24 protein-coding genes and 1 tRNA gene are annotated in these 25,709 nt (G+C 71.3%); 13 read left to right on the forward strand and 12 right to left on the reverse strand.

Annotated elements, in window-relative coordinates:
- Positions 1 to 14: 14 nt before the first annotated feature.
- Both ACFY1U_RS01735 and ACFY1U_RS01740 read left to right on the forward strand, forming a co-directional pair.
- A complete protein-coding gene (locus ACFY1U_RS01735) occupies positions 15 to 2,612 on the forward strand; it encodes a phosphoribosyltransferase (RefSeq protein WP_390692156.1) in 2,598 nt (865 codons plus the stop codon).
- Positions 2,612 to 3,430 carry an HAD family hydrolase gene (locus tag ACFY1U_RS01740; protein ID WP_390692157.1) on the forward strand — a complete coding sequence of 273 codons (819 nt, stop codon included), beginning with the start codon at positions 2,612 to 2,614 and terminating at the stop codon, positions 3,428 to 3,430. Before ACFY1U_RS01735 ends, ACFY1U_RS01740 begins: the two co-directional genes overlap by 1 nt.
- Positions 3,431 to 3,444: 14 nt before the next feature.
- Here the strand turns inward: ACFY1U_RS01740 and ACFY1U_RS01745 are convergent, their stop codons facing one another.
- A complete protein-coding gene (locus ACFY1U_RS01745) occupies positions 3,445 to 3,660 on the reverse strand; it encodes a zinc ribbon domain-containing protein (RefSeq protein ID WP_390692158.1) in 216 nt (71 codons plus the stop codon).
- Positions 3,661 to 3,797: 137 nt separating this feature from the next.
- Here ACFY1U_RS01745 and ACFY1U_RS01750 point away from each other — a divergent pair, with 137 nt between their 5' ends.
- The 3 genes from ACFY1U_RS01750 to ACFY1U_RS01760 all read left to right on the forward strand — a co-directional run bounded on the left by ACFY1U_RS01750 (position 3,798) and on the right by ACFY1U_RS01760 (position 8,191).
- Positions 3,798 to 5,678, forward strand: coding sequence for a transglycosylase domain-containing protein (locus ACFY1U_RS01750; protein ID WP_390692822.1), 1,881 nt, complete (start codon positions 3,798 to 3,800; stop codon positions 5,676 to 5,678).
- Positions 5,679 to 5,756: 78 nt separating this feature from the next.
- Positions 5,757 to 7,034 (forward strand): hypothetical protein, encoded by a 1,278-nt coding sequence (locus ACFY1U_RS01755; protein WP_390692823.1) that lies wholly within the window; start codon positions 5,757 to 5,759, stop codon positions 7,032 to 7,034.
- A gap of 29 nt (positions 7,035 to 7,063) precedes the next feature.
- Positions 7,064 to 8,191: an amidase domain-containing protein gene (locus ACFY1U_RS01760; RefSeq protein ID WP_390692159.1), complete on the forward strand. Its 1,128-nt coding sequence runs from the start codon at positions 7,064 to 7,066 to the stop codon at positions 8,189 to 8,191.
- On the opposite strand, the gene ACFY1U_RS01765 is transcribed toward ACFY1U_RS01760, so the two are convergent.
- Positions 8,098 to 9,471, reverse strand: coding sequence for a hypothetical protein (locus ACFY1U_RS01765; protein WP_390692160.1), 1,374 nt, complete (start codon positions 9,469 to 9,471; stop codon positions 8,098 to 8,100). The two genes, ACFY1U_RS01760 and ACFY1U_RS01765, sit on opposite strands and share 94 nt — an antisense overlap.
- Positions 9,472 to 9,552: 81 nt before the next feature.
- Positions 9,553 to 9,732, reverse strand: coding sequence for a hypothetical protein (locus tag ACFY1U_RS01770; protein ID WP_390692161.1), 180 nt, complete (start codon positions 9,730 to 9,732; stop codon positions 9,553 to 9,555).
- A 108-nt stretch (positions 9,733 to 9,840) separates the two neighbouring features.
- On the opposite strand from ACFY1U_RS01770, the gene ACFY1U_RS01775 reads away from it, so the two are divergent.
- A tRNA-Val gene (locus tag ACFY1U_RS01775) sits at positions 9,841 to 9,912 on the forward strand.
- A gap of 44 nt (positions 9,913 to 9,956) precedes the next feature.
- On the opposite strand, the gene ACFY1U_RS01780 is transcribed toward ACFY1U_RS01775, so the two are convergent.
- On the reverse strand, positions 9,957 to 10,283 hold the full coding sequence (locus ACFY1U_RS01780) for a hypothetical protein (protein ID WP_390692162.1): 327 nt from the start codon (positions 10,281 to 10,283) through the stop codon (positions 9,957 to 9,959).
- 158 nt (positions 10,284 to 10,441) lie between these two features.
- Between ACFY1U_RS01780 and ACFY1U_RS01785 the strand changes: the two genes are divergently transcribed.
- The 3 genes from ACFY1U_RS01785 to ACFY1U_RS01795 all read left to right on the forward strand — a co-directional run bounded on the left by ACFY1U_RS01785 (position 10,442) and on the right by ACFY1U_RS01795 (position 12,715).
- Positions 10,442 to 11,104: a HEAT repeat domain-containing protein gene (locus ACFY1U_RS01785; protein ID WP_390692163.1), complete on the forward strand. Its 663-nt coding sequence runs from the start codon at positions 10,442 to 10,444 to the stop codon at positions 11,102 to 11,104.
- 19 nt (positions 11,105 to 11,123) lie between these two features.
- Positions 11,124 to 12,128, forward strand: coding sequence for a MerR family transcriptional regulator (locus tag ACFY1U_RS01790; RefSeq protein WP_390692164.1), 1,005 nt, complete (start codon positions 11,124 to 11,126; stop codon positions 12,126 to 12,128).
- Positions 12,129 to 12,190: 62 nt separating this feature from the next.
- Complete coding sequence (locus ACFY1U_RS01795) at positions 12,191 to 12,715, forward strand: GNAT family N-acetyltransferase (RefSeq protein ID WP_390692165.1); 525 nt, start codon at positions 12,191 to 12,193, stop codon at positions 12,713 to 12,715.
- A 26-nt stretch (positions 12,716 to 12,741) separates the two neighbouring features.
- Here the strand turns inward: ACFY1U_RS01795 and ACFY1U_RS01800 are convergent, their stop codons facing one another.
- Positions 12,742 to 13,641, reverse strand: coding sequence for a ketopantoate reductase family protein (locus ACFY1U_RS01800; RefSeq protein WP_390692166.1), 900 nt, complete (start codon positions 13,639 to 13,641; stop codon positions 12,742 to 12,744).
- A 94-nt stretch (positions 13,642 to 13,735) separates the two neighbouring features.
- On the opposite strand from ACFY1U_RS01800, the gene ACFY1U_RS01805 reads away from it, so the two are divergent.
- Positions 13,736 to 13,960, forward strand: a complete 225-nt coding sequence (locus tag ACFY1U_RS01805; protein WP_030931896.1) for a DUF2277 domain-containing protein — start codon at positions 13,736 to 13,738, stop codon at positions 13,958 to 13,960.
- A 158-nt stretch (positions 13,961 to 14,118) separates the two neighbouring features.
- Here ACFY1U_RS01805 and ACFY1U_RS01810 read toward each other — a convergent pair whose 3' ends face one another.
- The 5 genes from ACFY1U_RS01810 to ACFY1U_RS01830 all read right to left on the reverse strand — a co-directional run bounded on the left by ACFY1U_RS01810 (position 14,119) and on the right by ACFY1U_RS01830 (position 19,976).
- Positions 14,119 to 14,730 (reverse strand): DedA family protein, encoded by a 612-nt coding sequence (locus ACFY1U_RS01810; protein WP_390692167.1) that lies wholly within the window; start codon positions 14,728 to 14,730, stop codon positions 14,119 to 14,121.
- Positions 14,731 to 14,926: 196 nt separating this feature from the next.
- Entirely contained in the window at positions 14,927 to 15,382 is a 456-nt protein-coding gene (locus ACFY1U_RS01815; RefSeq protein WP_390692168.1) for a DoxX family protein, read from the reverse strand.
- A 71-nt stretch (positions 15,383 to 15,453) separates the two neighbouring features.
- Positions 15,454 to 17,358, reverse strand: a complete 1,905-nt coding sequence (locus ACFY1U_RS01820; RefSeq protein ID WP_390692169.1) for an FAD/NAD(P)-binding protein — start codon at positions 17,356 to 17,358, stop codon at positions 15,454 to 15,456.
- Between the two features lie 173 nt (positions 17,359 to 17,531).
- Entirely contained in the window at positions 17,532 to 19,175 is a 1,644-nt protein-coding gene (locus ACFY1U_RS01825; protein WP_390692170.1) for an alkaline phosphatase D family protein, read from the reverse strand.
- Between the two features lie 156 nt (positions 19,176 to 19,331).
- Positions 19,332 to 19,976 (reverse strand): HNH endonuclease family protein, encoded by a 645-nt coding sequence (locus ACFY1U_RS01830; RefSeq protein ID WP_390692171.1) that lies wholly within the window; start codon positions 19,974 to 19,976, stop codon positions 19,332 to 19,334.
- A 379-nt stretch (positions 19,977 to 20,355) separates the two neighbouring features.
- Between ACFY1U_RS01830 and ACFY1U_RS01835 the strand changes: the two genes are divergently transcribed.
- Both ACFY1U_RS01835 and ACFY1U_RS01840 read left to right on the forward strand, forming a co-directional pair.
- Positions 20,356 to 20,937 (forward strand): TMEM165/GDT1 family protein, encoded by a 582-nt coding sequence (locus tag ACFY1U_RS01835; protein WP_390692172.1) that lies wholly within the window; start codon positions 20,356 to 20,358, stop codon positions 20,935 to 20,937.
- A 178-nt stretch (positions 20,938 to 21,115) separates the two neighbouring features.
- Positions 21,116 to 21,784, forward strand: coding sequence for an HAD family hydrolase (locus ACFY1U_RS01840; protein WP_390692173.1), 669 nt, complete (start codon positions 21,116 to 21,118; stop codon positions 21,782 to 21,784).
- Between the two features lie 242 nt (positions 21,785 to 22,026).
- On the opposite strand, the gene ACFY1U_RS01845 is transcribed toward ACFY1U_RS01840, so the two are convergent.
- Entirely contained in the window at positions 22,027 to 22,974 is a 948-nt protein-coding gene (locus tag ACFY1U_RS01845; protein WP_390692174.1) for a peptidoglycan-binding domain-containing protein, read from the reverse strand.
- 168 nt (positions 22,975 to 23,142) lie between these two features.
- Between ACFY1U_RS01845 and ACFY1U_RS01850 the strand changes: the two genes are divergently transcribed.
- Positions 23,143 to 25,224: an MDR family MFS transporter gene (locus ACFY1U_RS01850; protein WP_390692175.1), complete on the forward strand. Its 2,082-nt coding sequence runs from the start codon at positions 23,143 to 23,145 to the stop codon at positions 25,222 to 25,224.
- On the opposite strand, the gene ACFY1U_RS01855 is transcribed toward ACFY1U_RS01850, so the two are convergent.
- Positions 25,217 to 25,708: a GNAT family N-acetyltransferase gene (locus tag ACFY1U_RS01855; RefSeq protein ID WP_390692176.1), complete on the reverse strand. Its 492-nt coding sequence runs from the start codon at positions 25,706 to 25,708 to the stop codon at positions 25,217 to 25,219. The genes ACFY1U_RS01850 and ACFY1U_RS01855 overlap by 8 nt on opposite strands.
- Position 25,709: the final 1 nt, after the last annotated feature.

Here is a 25,709-nt window from a genome sequence, read left to right on the forward strand (position 1 = left end):
GTATCCAGGAGCCAGTGATCAACGCAGTGAACAACCCGGTCTGGTCCGGCACGTGGGTCGCCGAGCGGCTCGGTGTCGAACTCGTGGGCGACGACAAGCTGACCGACCTGTTGGGGCTGGCCCTGCGGCGCAATCCCAAGCGGGCGCATCTGCTGGTGTCCAATGTGCTCGGCAAGCATGTGCCGCAGTCGCCGTCCGTGGTGTACGGGTACGGGTTCGCGCTCGGCCGCCGGGTGCGGGAGCTGCTGGGCGCGCAGGAGGCCGCCCGCGCGGTCGTCCTCGGGTACGCGGAGACGGCGACGGGTCTTGGCCACTCGGTCGCCGACGGTGTGGGGCTCGCCCCGTATCTGCACTCCACGCGGCGTCCGGTCGCCTCGGTGGCCCCGGCGGGCGGCTTCGAGGAGTCGCATTCCCACGCCACCTCGCACCTGTTGCTGCCGGAGGATCCGGCGCTGCTGGTGGGGGACGGGCCGTTGGTGCTGGTCGACGACGAGTTCTCGACGGGCAATACGGTCCTGAACACCATCCGGGACCTTCACGGGCGGTACCCGCGGCGGCGGTACGTGGTGGTGGCCCTGGTCGACATGCGGTCAGCGGCGGATCTCGGGCGGCTGGAGGGTTTTGCGCGGGAGATCGGAGCGCGGGTCGACCTCGTGGCGGCCGCTTCCGGGACGGTGCGGTTGCCCTCCGGGGTGCTGGAGAGGGGGCAGGAGCTGGTTGCGCGGTACGAGGCAGACAGTGCCGCGATTGGTAGTCGGTCGTCTGCCGGATCGTCTGGGCTTGTCGCGCAGTTCCCCGCGCCCCTTGAGGGCGGTGCCGTCCAAGCCGAGTTCAGCCGCAACCCCCTAGGGGCGCGAGGAACTGCGCGATCAACCCCCACCGGCCCGCACTTCGAAGACAACGGCAACCACCCCCTGCACACCCGGGTGGACCTCTGCTGGCCCCGCGGCCTCCCCGACGGGGGCCGGCACGGCTTCACCCCGACCCACCGGGCCCGCCTGGAAAACGCCCTCCCCGCGATGGCCGCCCGCCTCGCGGAGGCACTCCCGACCGGCGCGCGCCGCGTGCTCGTGCTCGGGTTCGAGGAGCTGATGTACACGCCCCTCAGGCTCGCCCGCGAGCTGGAGCAGGTCGCCGACGCCGAGGTGCGGTACTCCACCACCACCCGCTCACCCGTCCTCGCGGTCGACGACCCCGGTTACGCGATACGCAGCCGCATAGTCTTCCCCGCCCACGACGAACCGGCCGACGGCCCCGGCCAGCGCTACGCCTACAACGTCGCCGGTGCCGGCTTCGACGCGGTGGTCGCCGTCGTCGACTCGGCCGCCGACACCCCCGAACTGCACGCGCCGGACGGCCTGTTGGCCCAGCTCGCCGCCCACACCCCGCAGGTCCTGCTGGCGGTCGTCCCCTCCTATGTGCCACAGCCCCTGTACGTTCCCGAAAGGCCCGCCATGCTGCCCGAGCCCCTTCGCGGCCCCGCCTTCTCCTCGTACCCGCCCGAGGAGGTCGGCTGGCTGCTGCAGGACCTCTCGGACGTGACGCTGGAGGCGCCGACCGAGGAACGGGAGGAGGCCATCCAGAGCGGCGGAGCGCACTACGCGGAGTCGCTGCCCGTGGAGTACCAGCCGAGCGAGCAGTACCAGGAGCTGTTCCACGCGGCGCTCGAGGAGTCCGCGGCGCGTCTCGCCCTGGCGGTCGGCGCCGTCACCGAGATCGTGCTGGCCGAGCGGTCGCCGCGGCCGGTGCTCGTCTCGCTGGCCCGCGCCGGTACACCCGTCGGGGTGCTGATGCGGCGCTGGGCCCAGTTCCGGCACGGCCTCGACCTGCCGCACTACGCCGTCTCGATCGTCCGCGGCCGCGGTATCGACGCCAACGCGCTGCGCTGGCTGGCCGCCCACCACGACCCCTCCGACGTCGTCTTCGTCGACGGCTGGACCGGCAAGGGCGCCATCACCCGCGAACTCGCCGACGCCATCAAGGAGTTCGAGGCCTCCGACGGCATCACCGGCTTTGACCCGGAGATCGCGGTGCTGGCCGACCCGGGCTCCTGCGTGCGCACGTACGGCACGCGGGAGGACTTCCTCATACCCTCGGCCTGCCTCAACTCGACCGTCTCGGGCCTGATCTCGCGGACCGTACTGCGCGCCGATCTGGTCGGCCCGCACGACTTCCACGGCGCCAAGTTCTACCGCGAACTCGCCGGGACCGATGTCTCCGTGGAGTTCCTGGACGCCGTCGCAGCCCGCTTCCCGGAGGTCGCGGACGCCGTCGCCACGCAGGTCAAGGAGCTGCTGTCCGGCGACCGCGAGCCGACCTGGGAGGGCTGGGCCGCGGTCGAGCGGATCAGCGAGGAGTACGGCATCCACGACGTGAACCTCGTCAAGCCCGGCGTCGGCGAGACCACCCGCGTGCTGCTGCGCCGGGTGCCCTGGAAGATCCTGGCGCGGGCCGGAGCGGGTGCCGACCTGGACCACGTACGGCTGCTCGCCGAGCAGAGAGGGGTACCGGTGGAAGAGGTGGCCGAACTGCCGTACACCTGCGTGGGGCTGATCCACCCCAAGTACACGCGGGGCGCCACGGGCGCCGACGGCAAGGCGGTGACGGTCTGATGCCGGTGCTGGTGGCGAGCGACCTCGACCGCACGCTCATCTACTCCTCCGCGGCCCTCGCGCTGACCATGCCGGACGCGCGGGCGCCCCGGCTGCTCTGCGTCGAGGTGCACGAGAGCAGGCCGCTGTCGTTCATGACGGAGACCGCGGCCGGCCTGCTGACCGACCTGGGCGACGCGGCGGTCTTCGTACCGACGACGACGCGCACCCGCAAGCAGTACCAGCGCATCAACCTGCCGGGCCCGGCGCCGAAGTACGCGATCTGCGCCAACGGCGGCCATCTGATGGTGGACGGCGTCTCCGACCTCGACTGGCATGCGCAGGTGACGGCACGGCTGTCGGAGCAGTGCGCGCCGCTGGACGAGGTGCGGGAACAGCTGCTGGCCACGGCGGATCCGGCGTGGGTGCGCAAGCACCGGGTCGCCGAGGACCTCTTCGCCTATCTCGTCGTCGAGCGGGAGCTGCTGCCCGAGGAGTGGGTCAAGGAACTCGCGGTCTGGGCGGAGAACCGCGGCTGGACGGTGTCACTGCAGGGCCGCAAGATCTACGCCGTCCCGAAGCCGCTGACCAAGAGCGCGGCGATGCACGAGGTCGCCCGCCGCACCGGCGCGTCCCTCACCCTGGCCGCAGGCGACTCCCTGCTCGACGCCGACCTGCTGCTGGCCGCCGACCGCGCTTGGCGCCCGGGCCACGGCGAACTGGCCGACGCGGACTGGACGGCCCCGACGATCAGCGCGCTGCCCGAGCGGGGCGTGCTGGCGGGCGAGCGGATCCTCCGGGAGTTCTTGAAGGCGACCCGCACGACAGCCGCCCTTTAGGGGCGCGGGCCCACCTAGCCGCAACACCCTCCACCACAACACCCGCCGCCCGCTGCCTTGGGCGCCGCGGCGGGTGCACTGGCCGTACCGCCCACAGCCACCGTCGACAACAACTTCACCGTGTCGTCATGCCCCGCGGGGCACGTCGCCGGGTCGGAGGACTGAGCCATCGGCCGGCTCAGTTCGAACGTGTCGCCGCAACTCCGGCAGCGGTACTCATAGCGAGGCATGAGACCAGGTTAGCGGCGGCGCGACCCGACGAGTGTGATCCAAGTCACGCGCCCATCATGTTATCTACTGCTCGGTATGTGATCGTTCCTGTCGGATTCTCGTGTGGAGAAGCTGCGAAGATCGTTGATATTTTCCGCTGGTGACCGGGACAGCACAGCGCAGTGGCCGGCGGGCCGACCACCGCCGTCCACGCCGCCGACGGGCGTCGACGAAGTGGTTTGCCCGGGCGGCGTTATGCCGCCTCCGCCCCGCCTATCCGCGCCCCGGCCGCACCGGCCGGCGCCGCTGGCTGCCGTCCTGGCGACAGTTACTCGGCGGCTTCGCGGCATCGACCGGTCTGGCCGCCCTGTCCTTGACCGTCGCCTACGCCGCCACCGACATCCCGCGGAACCTGAACAGCTACGCCACCCAGCAGGACACCGTCTACTTCTGGTCCGACGGCACACCCATGGCCCGTACCGGATGGGTGCGGCGGCAGGCGATGCCGCTGAAGGACATACCCGAGGACGTGCGCCGGGCCGTGCTCGCGGCGGAGAACGAGAGCTTCTACTCCGACCCCGGCATCTCCTTCAAGGGCCTCTTCCGCGCCCTGTGGAGGACCGTCGGCGAGGGGGTCACCGAGGGCGGCTCGACGATCACGCAGCAGTACGCCAAGGGTATCCAGCGCGCGGCCCAGGCCTACTACGGCACGGACGTCACCCACCTGAACGCCAGTCAGTCCGCCTTCCTCGCCTCGCTGTTGAAGGGTGCCGGGCTCTACGGCCCCACCCTCTCCAGGGCCAACCACAAGCGTGCCGTGGAGCGTTGGTCCTGGATCCTCGACCGGATGGTCGAGACCGGCAAGCTGTCGCCGGCCGAACGGGCCACGTACAAGAAGTTCCCCGAGCCGCTCAAGACCGCCCGGGCGTACGACACCGGCAAGCAGAGCGACTACCTGGTCGAGCTGGCGCAGCAGTATGCCAAGAAGGCCGCGCACCTCTCGGACCAGCAGTTCGACCTCGGCGGCTACCAGATCTACACCACCTTCGACCGCGAACGGGAGACCGCCCTCACCGACGCCGTCGCCAAGGGCCGCAGCCGGGCGAAGAAGGAGAAGCCCGAGGCCGCGAGGACCGTGCACTACGGCGCCGCCTCCGTCGCCACCGACGGCCGGATCCTCGCCGTGCACGGCGGCCCCGACCACCGTGCCCAGGGCTTCAACGAGTCCAACGCGGCCACCGTGCAGGCCGGTTCGGCCTTTCTGCCGTTCGTCTACGCGGCCGGTCTGGAGCACGGCGTCCGCAAGACGCGCGGCGGACCCGTCACCCGGATCACCCCGCAGACCGTGTACGACGGTGACAGCGGTGTCGCCGTCACCACGCCCGAAGGCCCGTACTGGGACCGCAGCGGCAAGAAGGTCACCGCCCACAACGACGACGGGAAGTCCTACGGGCCCATCAGTCTCGGCAAGGCGCTCGCCCGGTCCGTGAACACGCCGTTCATGCAGCTCGGCATGGACACCGGCCTGAACGAGGTGCGCGAGACGGCCATCGCGGCCGGGCTGCTGCCGTCCAGCCTGGGCCCCCAGGTGCCCGCGCTCTCCCTGGGCAGCTCCACACCCAGCGCCATCCGGATGGCCGGCGGCTACGCCACCTTCGCCGCGGCCGGGAAGCACACCGAGCCGTACTCGGTGCGCCGTATCACCCACAACGGCGCGGAGGTCCGGCTGAGCACCCCCACCGCGCGCCGCGCGATCGGCGCCGAGGTGGCCGAGCAGGTCTCCCAAGCGCTCACGGACTCCCTCAACGCCGCCCATCCCGCCGTCTCCACCGCGACCGCAGCCGGCAAGTCGGGCACCACCGCCGACGACACCGCCGCCTGGTACACGGGCACCGCGCAGGCCGTGTCGACCGCGGTCGTCGTCTACCGCATGGACCTGGCCGGCTCCCTGGACCCACTGCCGCTGAACGGAATCGCCGGAACGCCCGCCGGCAGCGTCCCGTTCGCCATCTGGTCGGGCGCCATGGGCCTCGACTGACCGCCGAGACCCGCACCACACCCCCCACCCCCCTCGCAGAATGAGCACCGCATGCCCCAGGAACGCCGCATGCCCGGCATGAAACCGCCCACCGGCCGACGTCGCGGAGAGCCCGACAGCCGCACCACCCGGCTGGGGTTCACGACCCTGGCACCCTTCCTGATGGTGGCCTCGCTGGTCGCCGCCTCCCTGATCCTGACCCGCCAGGACCACACTCAGCCCGCCGGCGAAACCGGCAGGAGCCCCAAGGCCGCCGCCCACAGACCCACCCCGGCACCCGTCTGGGACGGCAGGACCAGGATCCTCGGCGACGGCTCCACCTCCGACACCGGCCCGCAGCCAGGCGAGTTGAAGGCCGAACCCCTCAAGCCGGGCCAGAAACCGCCCCAGTTCGTCGTCTTCTCCTGGGACGGCGCACTGGAGGGCAGCGACCATCTCTTCTCCCACTACCGGGAGCTGGCGAAGAAGTACGACGCCCACATGACGTTCTTCCTCACCGGCATCTACCTGCTGCCCAAGAACAAGGCGAAGCTCTACCACCCGCCCCAGCACCCGGCAGGCTCCGCCGCCATCGACTACGCCACCGACGACCACATCCGCACCACCCTGGAACAGCTGCGCCTCGCCTACCAGGACGGCAACGAGATCGGCACCCACTTCAACGGCCACTTCTGCGGCAGGAAGGGCGGCGGCGACTGGAGCGTCGACGAGTGGAAGAGCGAGATCGACCAGTTCTACGCCTTCGTCGAGAAGTGGAAGACCAACACCGGCTTCGCGGACGTCCCCGCCCTGCCCTTCGACTTCAAGAAGGAGGTCACCGGCGGCCGCGCCCCCTGCCTGGAGGGCCAGAACAACCTCCTCAGGGCCGTCAAGAGCTACGGCTGGCGCTACGACGCCTCCTCCACCGGCGACTTCCAGATCTGGCCCACCAAGAAGAACGGCGTCTGGGACTTCCCGCTGCAGCTGCTCCCGTACTCGGGCACCGGCTACCAGGGCCTGTCGATGGACTTCAACTTCCTCTACAACCAGTCCGACGGCGCGACCCACGGCAACCCCGCCGACTACCCCCAGTGGGAGAAGCAGACCGTCGCCTCCTACATGAACGGCTTCAACCGCGTCTACTACGGCAGCCGCGCCCCGCTGTTCATCGGCAACCACTTCGAGGACTGGAACGGCGGCATCTACATGAAGGCCGTCGACCAGATCATCAAGAACGTCTGCACGAAGAAGGGCGTCCAATGCGTGTCCTTCAAGGAACTGGCCGACTGGCTGGACGTGCAGAAGCCGCAGACCTTGGCAGGACTGCGCGCCCTGGACCCCGCGCAGTCGCCCGCCTGGTCGACGGTCGTGAAGTGAACCACCCCCCACCGCAGGGAGAAAACCCCTTGAGACCCAGCAAGTCCGGTGCGAGCAGAGCCCGCTGCACGGCCGTCGCGGCCATGTCCCTCTCCGCCGCCCTGCTCCCGCTGTCCGCCGCCCACGCGGCTGGGGAAGCCCCGGCGCCCGTCCTCACCGCGGCCACCACCGACGCCTTCGGCCGCATCGCCGACGCCGTGCTCACCGACCGCACCGCCGCCCTGGTCGAAGGATCCCCGTCCGGCCGTACGTCCCTGAAGGCGACCGGCGGCGTGCGGCTGACGGCCGCGCTGGCCGCCTCCGAGGCCAACGCCGTGACCTCCCTGCACGGCACCCGCTCCCGGCTCGCCGCACTCGGCGAGGCCTACACCGCCGCCGACACCAGGGTCACCGTCGACAGCACCCGCCTGCACGGCCGCACGGCCACGGTCCGCGTCACCGAGAACACCACACTGACGTACGCGAAGATACGCGGCGACGAACCCGCCACCACGCGCTTCACCGCCCACCACCAGCTCACCTTCACCGCCCGCCCGGACGGCACCTGGCAGCTCACCCGCGAACGCCTCACCGACCGGGGTCCCCGTCCCGTCAACGAGCCCGCCCCGGCGAGCAGGGCCACCCCCGTCCGCCCCGGCGCCGTCATCGACGCGCCCCGGTCGGCCACCGCCTACCCCGCCCCCGCGAACCCCAAGAACCTCGGCACGGGTACGCCGTACGACTACGCGGCGATGGCGACGTACGCCGAGAAGTACTGGAAGAACTACAACACCGCCTACCGCCGCTACAACAACGCCGGCGGCGACTGCACCAACTACCTCAGCCAGTCCCTCCACGCCGGCGGCTGGAAGGTCACCAGCTCGGCCGAGGACTACGGCACCTGGTACTCCGGCACGTCGAGCGACTCCGACACCTGGATCGGCGTCAACGAGTGGTCCGGGTTCACCCAGACCGCGAAGTGCACGAAGGCGCCGGCGGTCGCTGGCCGGCCTGATCGCTTCCTACCCGAACTCGGCGTACTACGCCTACCGCAGTTAGCAGACAGATGTGAGGGGGCGGCGGCTCAGTGGGCGCCGCCGCGCTCCTCCCGGATCTGTGAGACGACCCGGGCCACCGTCTCGCGCACCGCCTCCGTCTCCGTGAGGAAGTGCCAGTAGTCCGGGTGGCGGCCCTCCAGGCCGGCGATCGCGCGCTCCAGGCGGGCCACCGAGTCGTCCAGCGGGCGGGCGTGCCGCGGATCCGGCGTCGACCGGCCCGTCATCGCCAGCCGCTGGGCGTCGCGGATCGCGAACCGCGTACGGTCGATCTCCTGCTGCGGGTCCTTCTGTACGGCGTTCAGCCGCTGCAGCCGGTCCCGCGCCGCCGACACGGACTCGTCCGTCGTGTTCAGCAGCGCCCGCACCGTCGACAGCAGCGAGGTCGCGTCCGGCCAGCGCTGGGCGTCCCGCGCGGCCTGCGCCTCCTTCAGCTTCAGCTCCGCCTGGCGCACGTTCTCCGCGGCCTGCTCCGGCACCTGCTGCAGGTCCTGCCAGCAATCCGCCACGAACCGCCGCCGCAGCTCGCTCAGCACCGGAGCGACCTGCCCGGCACGCGTGGTGAGCGCCTGCGCGCGCGTCCGCAGCGAGACGAGCCGGTGGTCGATGTCGGCCGCCTTCTGCGGCAGCCGCTCGGCCTCCACCCGGATCGCCTCGGCCTCCCGCGCCACCCGCTCGGCCCGCTCCAGGGTCTGCGGCACCCCGTGCTGCCCGGCACCCTGGTTGAGCTTGGTCAGCTCGGGGCCGAGGGCGGCGAGACGGGCCGCGAGATCGTCCGCCCTGAGCTTCGTCTCCCGTACGGCATCCAACGCGTTCGAAGCGGCGAGCAGCCCCTGCCGTGCCCGTTCCACCGCCGGAGCCACCCGGGCCAGCTGGGTCTCCGCCTTGCCGAGCAGCGGCCCGAGACTGTCGCCGAAACGATCCAGCTCCCGCTTGACGTTCGCCAGATCGTCCTTGGCCCTGGTCAGCTCGGTGCGCGCGTGTGCCGCGACCGACGCCTCCAGATCGTCCCGGTCCAGATCGTGCGCGTCGACGGCCTCGATATAGCGGTGGCTGGCCTCGTCGATCCGCCGCCCCAGCGCCTCGAAGTCGGACACGGCCCGCCGGGCGGCAGGAGTGTCGTCGACGGCCGTGATCGTCTCGATCGAGATCCGCAGATCGCGCTGGGCGGTGTCCAGCTCGTAGAACGCGGCCGCAGCGGCGTCCTTCGCGGCCTGCGCCTCGGCCCGCTGACTCTCGGCCCGCCCCCCGAACCAGCGCCGGGTGCCTCCGCCGGCGAACGCGGCGGGCAGCGCCAGCGCGGCGACGAGGGGCAGGGCGACAAGGGTGAAGACATCCCTCATCGCCTGGCGGGGTGCACCCGGCACCGACGGCGAGTACGGCTTCGAAGGTGTCGCCGTCACATCCCTCTCCCGTGCTGTCATCCGTCCTGGCCGGTGCCTCGTCTCATTCTCCCACCGGTTAAGGACGAACACACGGGCCGGTTAGTTCGCGGTCTTCGGGGTGACTTTGCCGTCACCGCCGTGCGCGGACACCACGTGCGAGCTGGAGTCGGACCGCGGCACGGCCACATCCACCGAGCCGTCACCCGTCCCGGTCGTCACCCGGTACGTGGCTCTCGGCAGCGCGACGGTGACCGAACCGTCATGACTGCGGGCGTCCACCAGGTCGACCTTCCCCGCCGGATTCCTGGGCCAACCCCCGCACGAACCGGCTCCCGATACGGGTTTGCAGGGCACTGCCTCGGGCAAGGTAGGCTGTCGACTCGTCTCGGGTGCGTAGCTCAGGGGTAGAGCGCCTGCCTTACAAGCAGGATGTCGGCGGTTCGAAACCGTCCGCGCCCACGTCGTCGAGAAGACCCCGGCCATTTGGCCGGGGTCTTCTTCGCTCACTCCTCGCGTGCGTGCTTCAGCCTCATACGGGCATCCACCCGCTCCCCGGTCGTGACCTCCGCCCAGAAGCGGTGTGTGCTGACGAAGATGGCGAGTTCGTGTTCGCGCTGTCGGAGCTTCTCCACCTCGGCCTGTTCGTCGGCCGTCCAGCCGGGGGAGGCGGGGCGCTCCACCTTGCGCCAGCCGCCTGTGTCGCTGAAGCCGTCCAGGGGCTCGACCGACCAGGGCAGCCGCTTGAGCAGGGCCGACAGCTCCGAACGGACCTGATGCAGCTCCTCCTGACCGGCGAGGAGGTCACTCGGAAAGTCGTAGGTCGTAGCCACAGCGCAATGCTACGCCTGTTCGAATTTGGGATGCGAGTTCCTTCTGTGGGTTCATGCGTATGTGTGAGACACGGTCGAGCACCCGCCCCCCGGCCCCGTTTGACCTTGACACGGTGACAAGGCCTTCACTGCTTGCCGAGGAGGTGGTCCCGGTGGCCATGACGAGGCAGGACACGGATGCGCTACGGGTGATCCAGGGGCTGGAGGACGCTCGTTCGTCCGTGCGGCTGCGGGCGGCTCTGGCGGCCGGTACGACGCCCGATCCGCGCTTCTTCGACAAGCTCGTCGAGCGATGCGCGATCGAGCCCGAATTCTTCGTACGGGACATGCTGACCTGGGCGCTCACCCGCCACCCGGTGTCCATGACGCTCCCCGGGCTGCTGCGTGAAGTCCGCTCGGAGCATGCGCGGGCACGGAGCCAGGCGCTGCATACGCTGTCCAAGATCGGGGACCGGCGGGCGTGGCCGGCGATCACACGGGAGCTGCTGTCCGACGCCGACGACGAGGTGGCGCGGAGCGCCTGGCGGGCCGCGGTGGTGCTCGTGCCGCACGGCGAGGAGGCCGCCTTGGCCGCGGTGCTGGCGACGCAGCTGGGGCGCGGTGAGCGGGAGACGCAGCTGAGTCTCAGCCGGGCGCTGGTCGCACTGGGCGAGGTGGTTCTGCCGGTGCTGCGTACAGCGACGACGGCTCCCGACCCGCGCATGCGCGCGCACGCGCTCGCCACGGAACGGCTGCTGCGCGACCCGGACGCCGGATTCGAGTTCGCGATCGAGGAGGCGAAGCGCATCCTGGTGCTCGGCGGCTCCGGCCAGGAGGGATGAACAGGAGGGACGACAGGAAGTGTTGATCGGTGAGGTGGCGCAGCGGTCCGGGGTCAGTGCCCGCATGCTCAGGCATTACGAGTCGCTCGGCCTGGTGCGGCCCTCGGGCCGTACGGGCTCCGGCTATCGGGAGTACTCCGGCGAGGACATCCGGCGGATCTTCCACATCGAGAGCCTGCGGTCGCTGGGGCTGACGCTGCGTGAGATCGGGCGTGCACTCGACGATCCCGGCTTCGCGCCCTCGGCGCTGGTGGACGGCCTCATCCGTCAGACGCGCCAACGCCTCGCGGCCGAGACGGAATTGCTCACACGGCTCCGCCGGATCGATGCGGCGGAACCCGCCGGCTGGGAGGACGTACTCCAGGTCGTTGCGCTCCTCCAGGCGCTCGGGTCGAAGAGCGCCGACGCGCGCCAGCGGGCTGCCCTTTCCTCGGTCGACGAGGTTTCGGTGCCGGTGGAGGCCCTGGTCGAGGCGGTGCTGCGGGAGACGGAGCCGAACGTCGCCGGAGCCCTTCGATGGGCGCTGGCGCGATCGGGCGACGGTGCTCCGGCGCTGCTCGCGGAGGGCCTTGGCTCACCGGTGGCCGTGGTGCGGGAACGTGCCGTTCGGTCCCTCGCCGAAATGCCCGGCGACGAGGCTGTGGCGCGGCTGCGCGACGCCCTCGCCGACTCCGACGCCGCGGTCCGCGGGTATGCGGCTCTGGCGCTCGGGGCACGTGGAGGGGCCGAAGCGGTCCCGACGCTCATCGACATGGTCGTGGAGGGCAGGAACGACACCGACGCGGCCGACGCGCTGAGCGTGCTGGCGAGCGACACCGCGACGGCGGACCGGATCGCCACCGGCCTCGTCGACCGCCTCGCCCACCACACCATCGAAGCGCCCGCCCGCGGACGACTGACCCAGGCGCTGGCGGACATCCCGGGGCCCACGGCGTCACGCGCCCTCGTGGAGCTGTCGCAGGACGGGGACCGCGCCGTTGCGCTGACGGCGACGTACCTTCTTCGGCTGCGCGATGCGCGGTGACGGATTTCCCCGCACCTGCTGGTCGGGAGGGATTGTCAGACCCTCGTCCTAGTCTGAGGAGCATGGAGATCGCGGACGGGGACAACGACATCGGGGCGGTTCGGCTGGAGCGCTGGGGTGAGGGGGACTTCTGGCTGCTGCGGAGATCCAACAGCCTTGAGATGACCGGGCACTTGGGCGGGCCCGAGAGCGAGGAGAAGCTTCAGGCGCGGCATCGGCGGTATCTGGCGGGGGAGCCGGGGTGCATGTACCGCGTCACGCTTGCGGGCAGTGGGGAGACCGTCGGGTCGATCGGGTTCTGGGAGCGGGAGTGGCGTGGGGAGACGGTGTGGGAGACCGGGTGGGGGGTGCTGCCCGAGTTTCAGGGGCGGGGACTGGCGACCGAGGCCGCCCGCGCCGTCGTGGAGGCGGCGCGGGCGTATGGGGGACACCGGTTTCTGCATGCGTTCCCGAGCGTCGATCACCCGGCGTCGAACCGGGTCTGCCGCCGGGCCGGGTTCACCCTCGTCGGGAGCGTCGACTTCGAGTACCCCAAGGGGCATTGGATGACGTCGAACGACTGGAGGGTGGAACTGGCCGACGGCTGACACCCGCCGGATGACAGGCGGTCACCTCACTTGGTGGTGGTCTCCAACTCCCTTACCACCTCTGCCGTTACGGGCACGGGCACTCCATGCCGCGCCGCCGCGCGCAGCAACGCCCCGCCGATCGCGTCCAGTTCGAGCGGGCGGCCCGCCTCGGCGTCGCGCTGCATGGACGACTTGGTCCGGGGTGGGAAGGCGTCGTACCGGGCGAGTGCCTGTGCGGGATCGGCAGGGGCCCCGCATGCGCGGCTGACCGCGGCCGTCTCCGCCACGAGGGCCGTCAACTCGTCGCGGTGCTGCGTGCGTATGTCACCCAGCGGGACCGCGTACCGGGTCGTGAGCAGCGCGAACGGCGCCAGGAACGACATCTTCGCCCACAGCGCCGCCGCCTCGTCGTCGAGTACGCGGGTTGCCGGGCCCGCGGAGTCGAGGGCCTGGGCCAGGGAGTCCAGCCGGTCGCGGTCCACTCGCGCGCCGGTCAGGTCGATCTCGGCGAAGGGGCTGCCGTGCTCGATCACTCCCGCCGCGACCCGGGTCGACTCGACGCGGATGACCGCGGGGGCGATCAGATCGGGGCGGTAGCGGGCGCGCAGGGTGACCGGGTGTTCGACGCCGTTCAGGAACGGTACGAGGAGGGCGTCGCCGAGGGCCGTGGGCGGGACGCGGTCGAGGGCGGCGTCCAGGGAGGTGTGCTTGACGGCGACCAGGCACGCGTCGACCGGCTCCCGCAGGGCGGTGTCCGCGTCCACCCGGGCCGTGAAGTCGCCGAACAGGCCGCTGCGGACGCTGATCCCCTCCGTACGCAGCGTCGCGGCGGTGGTCTCGCCGGCCAGGCAGATCACGCGGTGGCCGGCGCGGGACAGCAGCCCGGCGAGCAGGCCGCCGATGCCGCCGGGGCCGAGGACGGCAACAGTGAGTTCGTTCGCCATGATTTCGTCGTTCCCTTCGTCGGTCGGCCCCGGAGCGGTGGCCGCCTCGCAACGGATCATTCCAGGCGCGGTGGAAGTGCGTGAGACTGGTTCCATGTGCCGGAGCATCAAGACACTTCGCCCGCCCGCGTTGCCCGAAGAGGCGACGGAGGAAGAGATCAGGGCTGCGGCCCTGCAGTTCGTGCGGAAGGTGTCCGGCTTTCGGGCGCCGGCCGCCCATAACCGGGAGGTTTTCGACCGCGCCGTCGAGGCGGTTGCCGAGGCTACGGCCGAGTTGTTGGCCGGGCTTGAGGTGCGGGGGCAGAAGGCGTCCGCCTAGCTTTGGCGGCTGCATGCGGCTCCGCCGTGGGGGCTACGGGTCCTCGTTCGTGTGCGGCTGCGTCGGGGGCTGGTCGCGCCCGCGCGGCGGAGCCGCATATCGATACAGCCCCGCGCCCCTTTGGGGCGCTCCGGGACTCGGCGGTGTCGCAGCAGGCTCTACGACGCCTTCGCCGGGCGGCGCATCACATACGCCGCTCCTGCCCCTGCTCCGAACAGTGCCAGGACCGAGACCGCCGTGGCGACCCATGTCGTGCCCAGCCACTGGCCGCCGTAGTAGCCGAGCGCCACGCTGTACGTCGCCCAGGTCAGGCCTGCCAGGGCGGACCAGGGGAGGAAGTCGCGGGCGCGGCGGTGGGCCGCGCCCGCGCCGAGGGAGACGACCGAGCGGCCGGCCGGGGCGAACCGGGCCAGGATGACCAGGGCGCCGCCGCCACGGGCCAGGGCGGCGCCGAGACGTTCCTGCGCGGTGGTCAGCCGGCGGGAGCGGGCGATGGCGCGGTCCAGGCGTTCGCCGCCGCGCCAGGCCAGTCGGTACGCCACCAGGTCGCCGACGACCGAGGCGATGGCGGCGCAGAGCGTCAGGCCCAGGATGTCGGGGACCGCGTGCGGTACCTGGCCGCTCGCCGAGCCCGCGGCCGCCGCCGTGGCGGCCGTGATCACCAGCACGCCGCTCGGCAGAAGCGGCACGAACACGTCGAGCAGGACCGACAACGCCACCATGGCGTAGATCCATGGGCTGCCGGTCAGCAGCTCCACACTCTCCAGCACCGCGAACTCCCCGTGACTCCCCCGTGGACCGGACCGTGCCGCGAACGTCGCGAGGGAGCGGCAAGGGCGGCCATGACAGCCATACAGCGTACGCCCGGGCTGTGACGGGAGATTCATGGGGGGCGCGTGGGATCGGCACAGGACGTTCACACGGGCGCGCCGGTCCCTCGGGCGGTCAAGGGACCGGCGCACTCGATCAGGCAGCGACCGGCGTCTGCTCCGCCGCCTGCTTGCTCTGTGCAGTGGAGCGCTTCGCGAACAGCTGGTCCAGGCCGAAGGCGCCGGATCCGGTGAAGACCAGCAGCAGAAGGGCCCAGCAGAACGTTGCCGCGGCCTCGCCGCCGTTCTCGATCGGCCACAGGGCGTTCGGCTGGTGCACCTTGAAGTAGGCGTACGCCATCGAGCCGGAGGCTATGAACGCGGCGCCACGCGTGCCGAGGCCGAGCAGCACGAGGGAACCGCCGACGAGCTCGATGACGCCCGCGTACCAGAACGGCCAGGTGCCGGTCGGGACGGTGCCACCGTTGGTGCCGGGCGCGCCGCCGAGGACACCGAAGAGCTTGGCGGCGCCGTGGCAGGCGATGAGCAGGCCGATGACGATGCGGAACAGTCCGAGCACGTACGGCTGTGCGTTGTTGAGGCGAGCAGTCATGTGGGGGGTTACTCCTTCGGTCGGGCCGGTCCGGGGCGGACCGGTCGAGGGGGACGAGCCGAGCGAGTAATTCACCGTAGGTCTGCCCAATCAATGCTTGCAAGTTCAACATTCGGCCATTGATCCGCTTCCGCTTCCGGCTCCGTTTCACCCGCAGCCGCACGTAGCAGGGCTCTGGCGACAGCGTCCGCGTCCGAAAGCGTGACCGAATCCACTCCCGGCCGGGCTCCTGCCGCCGTCACCCAGTGCACGCCCTCCGTGGGCACACCGAAGGCGAACCGCCTTGAATGCGGGCGACCTTGACGGTCCATCAGACGATAGGGCCGCTCCGTCACGTCCAGCCCCCCGGTCTCGTAGCCGTCGACGGAATGCGGCCTGCACTGTCCCGTCTTCAGCAGCCGGGCGAGGAGTTCGTCCGCGGTGCGTCGCAGATCCGGTTCCGGTAGGCGGGCCTCTATGAGGGTGGTCACACGCACCGCCGACCCCGGCACCTCGGGCGAGCGTGCCACCCACGCCCCCTGCTCGGGCCGCACCTCGAGCCGTGGCCCGAGCACCTCCACCACCCCCGCCTCCACCAGCGCGGCCAGCTCCTCGATGCGCCGCCGGGGCGGGCCGATGGAGAGGAAGGCGTTGAGCGGGGTGTACCAGCGGTCCAGGTGCTCTCGGCGGGAGACGCCGGTGAGGCCGCCGTGGTCGACGATCAGCCGCAGCTCGTTGCGCAGGTCGCGCAGCACGTCCAGGGCCGCCTTGAGCGGGCCGTCCACATTGCCGAGCGCGGCCTGCGTCGCGTCCTCGCGCAGATACGCCAGCAGCCACGCCCGCCACTCCCGCCGATGCGTGAACTGTCCTTCCGTATACGGCCGGGAGATCCGGTCCCAGCTCCAGCGGTCGGCCGCCGGGACGCCGAACTCGTCGAGTACGTACGCCTCTTGGGGATCGCGGTGGGGCACGGCGAGGAAGTGGTCCGCGAAGTCCTTCCGGCCGGTGAGCGCCGCGTAGTAGACCGTCTCCACCTCCTTCGCCACCAGCGGCCATATCTCGGTGAGGAAGTCGGGCGCCTCACCGGAGTCCGCGCGCTTGCGGAAGCCCGCGATCACCTCCGGGGTGAGGACGAGCGGGGTGTGCCGGCCGTACGGCCCTTTCGCGTTGTCGCCACGCGCCTGGTACGGGATGCCGCGCCGGGAGCCGGCGTACAGGCGCGGTTCTCGGCCGGAGGGGACGTAGCGCAGACCGCGGCGGCCGGGGACGAACCGGCCGCCGCGGCCCGTGGTCAACAGGGCCGTGTGGTCGAAGAAGTTGAGGCCCAGACCGCGCAGCAGCACCGGTTCGCCGGGGGCTATGGGGGAGAGGTCGACGTCGGCCGGGTTGGCGGGCGGGAAGTGGAGCAGCCCGTGGCGGTCGGCGTGGTCCGCGAGGCGGCGCTGCTCCGCGTCCGCGGCGGCCGGGAGGTGGCCCTGGGCGAGGACGACGGCGGACAGGCCGGTCAGGGTGCGGCCGTCGTCGAGGGTGAGGGTCTGGTGGCCGTCGGGCGCGTCGTCCAGCCGTACGGCTCGCGCCCGGTGGGTCTCGACGCGTACGGCGGGCGGGGCCTCGCGCACCACCTTCGCGAACACCCACTCCAGGTAGTGGCCGTATTGGGCGCGGGTCGGGTACGCGTCCGCGCCCAGCTCGCCGGCCGCCCACTCGTACAGGCTGGGGCCCGGCCGGACCGGTCCCGAGCAGTCCACGCTGTCGTCGGTGAACAGGGTCACCTGGCAGGCCACGGTGTTCATCAGCAGCTCGGGGGACTGGGTGGTGCGCCATACGCTGCCGGGGCCGGGCGGTGCGGGATCGACGACGTGGACGGTCAGTCGTACGCCCCGCGGGAGGAGTTCCGGCGCGGAGGCGCAGAGACGTTCCAGGACGCTGGTGCCGCGCGGTCCGGCGCCGACCACGGCAAGGGAGACGGTCGGGTGTTCTGCGAGCGGTGCAGACAAGGGGGGACTCCGGGCGTGGGGGGCGCGTGGCAGCAAAACCGCCGGAACGGAAGCGGACGGTCCGCCTCATCATTGCCGTCACGCGCCACGGAATCCAACGCACGTCCCAGACACCCCGTTTGACCCTCATGTGTCCGTCATGTGCTGGTTGCTGTGCTGCTACATGTGCTGCTTCATGCGGGGGTGAGGGTGGACTCCTCCACGGTCTTCAGCACCCGGTTCGGTTGTGCCTGGTCCAGCCGCAGCCGCGCCGAGCGGCCCTTCAGCGTCAGTGTCATCAGCTGGTTGCCGAACCAGGGGCCGCCCTTCTTGCGCCAGTCGACCGGCGGCCGCTCGCACCGCCCGTGCCGGGCGAAGCGCCTGCCCAGGGCGCGGGCCGCCGCACTCCAGCCGAAGCGGAAGCCGATCCGGATCGACAGCGGGACGGAGTTGTGGACGGGCGAGCAGGTCAGCTGCAGGACGCGGGCGTCCGGGGCGGTGGAGGGCCAGACCGGCTCGGCCACATACGCGTGGTGCACGTCCCCCGACAGGACGAGCACCGTCGCCGGCGCCTCCGCCCCCGAACCGGCCTCGGCGATCAGCCCGGTCAGCGCGGTGAAGGAGGCCGGAAAGGCCGCCCAGTGCTCCAGGTCGGCCCGCCGCCGCAGATCCTCCCCGAACCGTGCCCAGCGCGCCCCGCGCTCGCCCCGGCACAGCGCCGCGTTCCATGCCTCGGCCTCGTGCACCAGATGCGGCAGCAGCCACGGCAGGGAGGTGCCGATGAGGAGGTGGTCGTACGACCCGCGGTCCGTCAGGGCCTGCTCGCGCAGCCACTCGGTCTCCCCGGGGTCGAGCATCGCCCGGTCGTCCTCGTCCAGGACGCGGGCCGCCCGGGTGTCCACCATCAGCAGCCGCACGCGGCCGAAGTCGCGCCGGTAGCTCCAGCGTACGGCGGGCGGGTCGGCGTCGGCCTTGCAGGCGAAGGCGCGCAACTCGTCCGTGCCGTCGGGCAGTTCGCGTACGGACGCGTACAGCGGATCGGCCGCCAGCTCGGCCGGCGAGAGGTTCCCCAGATGCTGGTGCACCCAGTACGACATCAGGCCGCTCAGCAGCCGCTCCCGCCACCAGGGGGTGGCCCGCATGTCCTCCAGCCAGGCGGCGGAGGTGTTCCAGTCGTCGATGACGTCGTGGTCGTCGAAGATCATGCAACTCGGCACGGTGGACAGCAGCCAGCGCACCTCGGGGTCGAGCCAGGACTCGTAGTAGAGGCGGGTGTACTCCTCGTAGTCCGCGACCTCGTTGCCCGGCGGGTCGCTCAGGTCGCGGCGGGCGGCCAGCCAGCGGCGGGTCGCCTCGGAGGTCTCGTCGGCGTACACCTGGTCGCCCAACAGCAGCAGCACGTCCGGCCGTTCGCCGTCCGGATCGGCCGCGATGCGCGCGGCGAGGGTGTCCAGGGCGTCGGGTCCCACCGGGTCGTGCTCATCCGGGGGCGGGGCGGCCCAGCGGCAGGAGCCGAAGGCGACGCGGACACCGTCGCCGTCGTGCGGGGTGCGGATGACGGAGGGCGGGAACCTCCGCGGGGAGCCGGCCGCGGCGGGCGGCGGCCACACGGGCGTGCCGTCGAGGAGGACGTCGTACGGCGTGGTCGTGCCCGGTGTGAGCCCGGTGACCGGCACGAGGGCGTAGTGATGGCCCGCGACCTGGAAGGTGCGGGCCTCGCCGCGGGCGCCGTCCGCGCAGCGCACCTCGGCGGTGCACGGACGGCTCGCCTCGACCCAGACGGTCGCGGACGAGCCGTCGGCATACCTCAGCAGTGGACCCAGGCGCAGTTCGGCCACGTCATGCCCGCCCTTTCATTGGTCGGGCTCGCCTTCGGAGCGCCTCAGCCGGCGTCGCGCCCCTTCGGCTCGCCTCCTCCGTCGCCCCGTACGGTACGGAACGACGGGGGTCGGCGGGGAGGTTCCTTTACAGAATCCGCCGCAACATCCGCCGGATCAGCAGCCGGAGAGGTAGCTGGTCAGCGCGGACTTCTCGGCGGAGTCGACCGAGAGGTCGTAGTAGTACTTCACCTGGACCCAGGCGCGGACGTAGGTGCAGACGTACGCGGAGCGGGTGGGCACCCACTCGGCCGGGTCCTGGTCGCTCTTGGAGCGGTTGGAACTCGCGGAGACGGCGATCAGCTGCGGGCGGGTGACGTCGTTGGCGAACGCCTGGCGCCGGGCGGTGGTCCACCCGCTGGCCCCGGAGTCCCAGGCCTCGGCGAGCGGGACCAGGTGGTCGATGTCGAAGGTGCTGGGGTCGGTGGTGGTGACCCCGTCGTACTGCGAGTACCAGGAACCGCTGGTGGCGGTGCAGGCGGAGTTGGTGACGACGTTGCTGCCGTCCCGCTTGATGACGTACTCGCGGGTGTTGCAGGTCCCCGAGATCGTGATCCAGGTCGGGAACAGATCGCGGTCGTAGCCCGTGCGGTCCTCGGTCGCCACGGTGAGCGAGGCGAGGTAGGTGCGGGCGGTGGCGGCGCTGACCGGGGTGGGCAGCGCGGCGGAGGCGGCCGGACTGTTGAGAAGTCCGGCGGAGGCTATGAGTCCGGTAAGAGCCGCGAGTATGCTGAGCCGTCGACGCGCGTAGAACTTCGGCATGCGAACTCCCTTGGGGTATGCGGGCGTTGGGGTGCGAGCAGGGGAATGCTCGCGGCGCCGTGTTGCCGAGAGGTGAGCGTTCGGTAAGAAGCTAATGTCGCGTACATGACACGACAAGGTTTACGGCTGAACTTTCGCTCGCGCGGCGGTCGCGTACGATGGGCGGTGCAGAAGGGGAGTAGCTCTTCGCCGGACCGTCGACATACTGCTCAGCTCGTCTGAGCCGGCGCCCGGAGGCAGGCCTCGCACGCGGGGCCGGCCAGCGAGACCTTCGGCAAAGCAGTGCACATCTGTGTCTTCCGCTGTGTGCTGCCGTGCCGAGGTGTCGTATCGCAGTCACAGCACTCTCGGCGGGGCGGCCCCGACCGATTGAGGAACCTTGATCAGCTTCACCGTCACGGCGCTGGTGTTCGGCGTCGTCTTCCTTGCCGAACTGCCGGACAAGACCGCGCTCGCCGGGCTGGTGCTCGGCACCCGCTACCGCGCCTCATACGTCTTCGCCGGCGTGGCCGCGGCGTTCGCGCTGCATGTCGCGCTGGCCGTGGCCGCCGGAAGCGTGCTCACCCTGCTGCCCCAGCAGATCGTCCACGCGCTCACCGGCGTCCTCTTCCTGGGCGGCGCGGCGGTCCTGCTGATGAGGAAGGGCGAGGACGAGGAGGAGATCCGCAAGCCCGAGAACCAGTCCTTCTGGAAGGTCGCGAGCACCGGGTTCATGCTCATCCTGGTCGCCGAGTTCGGGGACCTGACCCAGATCATGACCGCGAACCTCGCGGCCCGTTACGACGACCCGCTCTCCGTGGGCCTCGGAGCGGTACTGGCGCTGTGGGCCGTGGCCGGGCTCGGGATCGTCGGCGGGAAGGCCCTGATGAAGCGGGTGCCGCTGGCCCTCATCACCAAGGTCGCGGCGCTGCTGATGCTGGCGCTCGGCGTGTGGAGCCTGTGGGAGGCGGTCGCCGGGTGAGCCGGACACCGGGCGGGCAGGGCGCCGGGCGAGCTGAACACCGGGTGAACTGTCTCCGGGTGCACTGGCGGATGCCGGGCGTGTTTTGTACCGTGGAGAAACAAAGTGGCTCCCGCCCGTTTTCCCTGACCGGCGGGCGGGGCCGCCTTGTTTCCTTCTTCGCGCCTTGGAGCTGCCGATGACGGTCACCACCGTGCCCACCGTCCTCACCGCCCGCGCCCTCCTGCTGGACATGGACGGCACCCTCGTGAACTCCGACGCCGTCGTCGAGCGCATCTGGCGCCGCTGGTCCGAGCGGCACGGGCTGGACGCCGACGAGGTCATGAAGGTGGTGCACGGACGCCAGGGCCATGCCTCGATGGCGCTGCTGCTGCCCGACCGGCCCATGGAGCAGAACCTCGCCGACAACGCGCGCATGCTCGCCGAGGAGACGGCGGATGTGGACGGTGTCGTGGCGATCCCCGGCGCGCCCGAGTTCCTCGCCTCGCTGCGGGGGCTGCCGCACGCTCTGGTGACGTCGGCGGACCTGGCTCTCGCCACGGCTCGGATGGGGGCGGCGGGGCTGGCGCTTCCCGAGGTGCGGGTGACGGCTGAGTCGGTGGGGGCGAGCAAGCCGGATCCCGAGGGGTTTTTGAAGGGGGCGGCTGAATTGGGGGTCGAGCCGGGCGCGTGTGTTGTCTTTGAGGATTCCGCTGCGGGGATCGAAGCCGGGCGGGCTGCGGGGATGCGGGTGGTGGGGGTGGGGGCTCGGGCGGATCTGTACGAGCCGGATGTGGTGGTGCCGGATCTGACGCGTGTGCGGGTCGAAGGTGTGGCGGGTGGGGGGATTCGGCTGTACGTCGGGTGACCTGTGCCCGGGGGTTGCGGTCGGGGGCGGGGTGCGCAGCCCGGCGGTGCGGGTGCCGCCTGCGCCCACCCGTGCCGCCCTTGGCGGCACGATTGCCCGCAGGCTACGGCGGCCTAGTGGCAGCCCGCAGGCTGTGGTGTTTTCAGCCCGTCCGGCGTTTGAGGACGAGGCCGTTCAGGCCGACAGCGGGGGTCTGGGGGCGGCAGCCCCCGGTGGCCCCACCGCCGGGTGCCTTCGCAGCGTCACGGCTGTGTCGTCTCCGACTCCAGCCGCGCCCGCGTCGCCGCCCCGTAGACCCCCAGCTCGTCCTCTGTGATCCCCCGCGCCCACTGGTATCGGCTGACCGCGTCCTCGACGCCCTCGTCGTAGTGGCCGCCCGGCTCTCCCGTGTAGAGCCCGAGCTGGGTCAGGCGCAGCTCGAGTTCGACGACCTCGGGGCCCTCGGAGCCGCGGCGCAGGACGGGCGGTGCCGACGGGCGGCTGTCGCTCGCTCCGATGCTGGCGCTTGCCGTGGCCGACTGCGGGGTCCGGGCCGGCTCCGCCGAGCGGGACGGGCTCGGCGAGGCGCTCGTCGCCGACGGGGACGGCGAGAGCGACGGGCTCGCACTGCGCACCGGTGCCGGCGGTGCGGGCCGTACCGACGTGGCGTTCTTCGACGGCGACGCGGACTCCGAGCTCGGCGACACGTCCGGCACGCTCGCCCGTACGTCGTCGGGCAGCGCGGTGTCCCGCGTCGGCGCCTCGTACGAGAACAGCCCGCTCGCCATACCGGCCGCCGTCATCACCGCGACGACCGCCCCGCCGACACCGAGCAGCACGATGCGGCGTCTGCGGCGCCCCCTGCCCGTCGCGTCGTCCTCGTCGTACGGCTCCTCGGCGCCCTCCGTGCCCGCGCCCTCGAACAGGCGCAGATCGCCGGCGCCCGGCGGCTCGGCGCCCACCGCTCGTAACGGCATGGTCGCCTCGACCGCAGGTGCCGGAGGAGGTGCCACGGGCTCGCTTTCCGCGCCCTCCAGCTCGACATACGGCCGTATCCGCAGCGGGTCGAAGTCCTCCGCGGCGGCCTGTTCGGCCGTACGGGCCGCGCGCAGGGCGTCGGACGCCCGTTGAGTGCAGCCGCAGGACGGTGTGTTGTCCGCCCCTCTGGGCGCTCCGCACTCCGGGCACTGGTGACCTGTCGGGTCTGTCACGCGTTCGTCCCTCCCTTCACGCTCCCCTCGCGAACTTCAGAGGTTATCCAGATCATCTTCACGGCGCGCCCGCAGCCCCCGGAATATCGGGTTCCAACAGGACTCAACAGGCCATAACCGGTCACACCGATCACCATGGACGTGTAACGAGAGCCGCTGGAGGTCTTCATGGCCGGGGATGCGCACGGTATGACGGGCGATGTGCGAGACGCACAGGCATCCGCGAAGCCCCCGCAGCGGGGCAGCGCCGCCCAGGAGCACGTGTCCGGCAACGTACTCGTGTCGATCGGCGCCCTGCTCCTCGGGATGCTGCTCGCCGCCCTCGACCAGACCATCGTGTCGACCGCGCTGCCCACCATCGTCAGCGACCTCGGCGGCCTCGAGCATCTGTCCTGGGTGGTCACCGCGTATCTGCTGGCGTCGACCGCCGCGACCCCGCTGTGGGGCAAGCTCGGTGACCAGTACGGGCGGAAGCGGCTGTTCCAGACCGCGATCGTGATGTTCCTCATCGGTTCCGCACTCTGCGGAATGGCGCAGAACATGCCCCAGCTGATCGCGTTCCGGGCGGTGCAGGGCCTGGGCGGCGGCGGGTTGATGGTGCTGTCGATGGCGATCGTCGGGGATGTCGTCCCGCCGCGTGAACGCGGCCGCTACCAGGGCCTGTTCGGGGCCGTCTTCGGTGCGACGAGCGTACTGGGGCCGCTGCTCGGCGGGCTGTTCACCGAACACCTCAGCTGGCGCTGGGTCTTCTACGTCAACCTTCCCGTCGGCGTCGTCGCCCTCGCCGTGATCGCGACCGCCCTGCGCATCCCGCGACGGACCGCGCGGCACGTCATCGACTACCTCGGCACCTTCCTCATCGCCGCGGTCGCCACCTGTCTGATCCTGGTCGCCTCCCTGGGCGGCACCACCTGGGGCTGGGGTTCGACGCAGATCGCCGGGCTGATCCTGCTGGGCGTCGCACTGGCCGTCGTGTTCGTGGCCGTGGAGCGGAGGGCCGCCGAACCCGTCCTGCCGCTCAAGCTGTTCCGCATCCGCACCTTCGCCCTGTCCGCGGTCATCAGCTTCATCGTCGGCTTCGCCATGTTCGGCGCGATGACCTATCTGCCGACCTTCCTCCAGGTCGTCCAGGGCGTGACGCCGACCATGTCCGGTGTGCACATGCTGCCGATGGTGTTCGGCATGCTGCTGTCGTCCACCACGTCCGGCCAGATCGTCAGCCGCACCGGGCGCTGGAAGGTCTTCCCGATCGCGGGCACGGGCGTCACCACCCTCGGCCTGCTGCTCCTCCACCGGCTCGACGAGCACAGCTCCACGGCCGAGATGAGCGTCTACTTCTTCGTCTTCGGCCTCGGACTCGGCCTGGTCATGCAGGTGCTGGTCCTCATCGTGCAGAACGCCGTCTCGTACGAGGATCTCGGCGTCGCCACCTCGGGCGCGACCTTCTTCCGCTCGATCGGGGCCTCCTTCGGTGTGGCGATCTTCGGCACGGTCTTCGCGAGCCGCCTCGGCGACAAGCTGACGGACGCCTTCCGCGGCGTCCGGCTCCCCGCCGGTGTCTCCGCGGACGCCCTCAAGTCCGACCCGCGCGGCATCGGCACCCTGCCACCCGCCCTGCGCGGGCCCGCCCTGCACGCCTACGCGGCGTCCATCACCGACGTCTTCCTGTACGCCGCCCCCGTCGCCCTCCTCGGCTTCGTGCTGGCCTGGTTCCTCAAGGAGGACAAGCTGCGCGGCTCCGTCACGGCGCCCGACGTCACGGAGACCCTGGCCAGCAATCCCGTCCAGCGGTCCTCGTACGACGAGGTGTGCCGCGCGCTGTCGCTGCTGGGCACGCGGGAGGGCCGGCGCGAGGTCTACGCGAAGATCACCGAACGGGCGGGCTACGACCTGCTGCCCGCGGCGAGCTGGCTGCTGCTGCGCATCAAGAAGCACGGGTGGGCGGAACCGGCCGTGCTCGCCGAGCGCAGCACGGTGCCGCTCCAGGTCGTCATGGATGCGGCCCGGCAGGTCGAGGAGCGGCGCCTCGCCATCCGGGAGGGCCTCGACATGGTCCTCACCGACCAGGGCCTGGTGGTGGCCGAGAGGCTCGCGCAGGCCCGTGAGGAGTCGCTCGCGGAGCTGCTCGGCGACTGGTGGGGCCCGGACCGGCCGACCGACCTGAACCGGCTGGTCAAGGAGTTGAACGACGAGATGTGCGGCTCGGACCAGGAGCAGCCGCACAAGGAGTCGGCGGCGAAGGTCAGTTGAGGCTCTTGCGGAACCAGTGCTCGGCGTACATGTCGTCGTTGTGCGGCCCGGTCTCCGTGTAGCCGAGCCGTGCGTACAGGGCGCGGGCCTCGGTGAGGTCGCTTCGGGTGTCGAGGATCAACTCGTCGGCGCCGAGGTCTCGGGCGGCCTCCTCGGCGGCGCCCACGAGGAGCGCGGCCCCGCCCTTGCCGCGCATCGCCTCGTACACGAAGACCCGGGTGAGCTCGGCGGTCGTGGCGTCCAGCAGCCGTACGCCCGCGGACCCGGCGGGCTCGCCGCCGTGGCGTGCGACCAGCAAGCGCCCTGTCGGCGGGGCGAGTTCGGCACCGGAGTTGGCCGCGATCTCCCGCTCCAGCTCGGCCGGATCGGTCCGCCGCCCCTCGTGCAGGAGGTAGTAGCGGTCGCTGACCTCCGTGTAGTACGCCCGCCAAAGGGCGGCGGCCGCGGGGGAGTCGACGGGTTCCGGGGCGATCGTCCAGGTCATC

Origin of the sequence: Streptomyces sp. NPDC001351, assembly GCF_042896045.1 — a bacterium.
Lineage (GTDB): Bacteria > Actinomycetota > Actinomycetes > Streptomycetales > Streptomycetaceae > Streptomyces.

Excerpts from the sequence above, each read along its gene's own strand:
- ACFY1U_RS01740 (WP_390692157.1), top strand. The coding sequence starts at position 2,612 with ATGCCGGTGCTGGTGGCGAGCGACCTCGACCGCACGCTCATCTACTCC.
- ACFY1U_RS01745 (WP_390692158.1), bottom strand. The coding sequence starts at position 3,660 with ATGCCTCGCTATGAGTACCGCTGCCGGAGTTGCGGCGACACGTTCGAA.
- ACFY1U_RS01755 (WP_390692823.1), top strand. The coding sequence starts at position 5,757 with ATGAAACCGCCCACCGGCCGACGTCGCGGAGAGCCCGACAGCCGCACC.
- ACFY1U_RS01785 (WP_390692163.1), top strand. The coding sequence starts at position 10,442 with ATGACGAGGCAGGACACGGATGCGCTACGGGTGATCCAGGGGCTGGAG.
- ACFY1U_RS01795 (WP_390692165.1), top strand. The coding sequence starts at position 12,191 with ATGGAGATCGCGGACGGGGACAACGACATCGGGGCGGTTCGGCTGGAG.
- ACFY1U_RS01800 (WP_390692166.1), bottom strand. The coding sequence starts at position 13,641 with ATGGCGAACGAACTCACTGTTGCCGTCCTCGGCCCCGGCGGCATCGGC.
- ACFY1U_RS01805 (WP_030931896.1), top strand. The coding sequence starts at position 13,736 with ATGTGCCGGAGCATCAAGACACTTCGCCCGCCCGCGTTGCCCGAAGAG.
- ACFY1U_RS01815 (WP_390692168.1), bottom strand. The coding sequence starts at position 15,382 with ATGACTGCTCGCCTCAACAACGCACAGCCGTACGTGCTCGGACTGTTC.
- ACFY1U_RS01830 (WP_390692171.1), bottom strand. The coding sequence starts at position 19,976 with ATGCCGAAGTTCTACGCGCGTCGACGGCTCAGCATACTCGCGGCTCTT.
- ACFY1U_RS01840 (WP_390692173.1), top strand. The coding sequence starts at position 21,116 with ATGACGGTCACCACCGTGCCCACCGTCCTCACCGCCCGCGCCCTCCTG.
- ACFY1U_RS01850 (WP_390692175.1), top strand. The coding sequence starts at position 23,143 with ATGGCCGGGGATGCGCACGGTATGACGGGCGATGTGCGAGACGCACAG.
- ACFY1U_RS01855 (WP_390692176.1), bottom strand. The coding sequence starts at position 25,708 with ATGACCTGGACGATCGCCCCGGAACCCGTCGACTCCCCCGCGGCCGCC.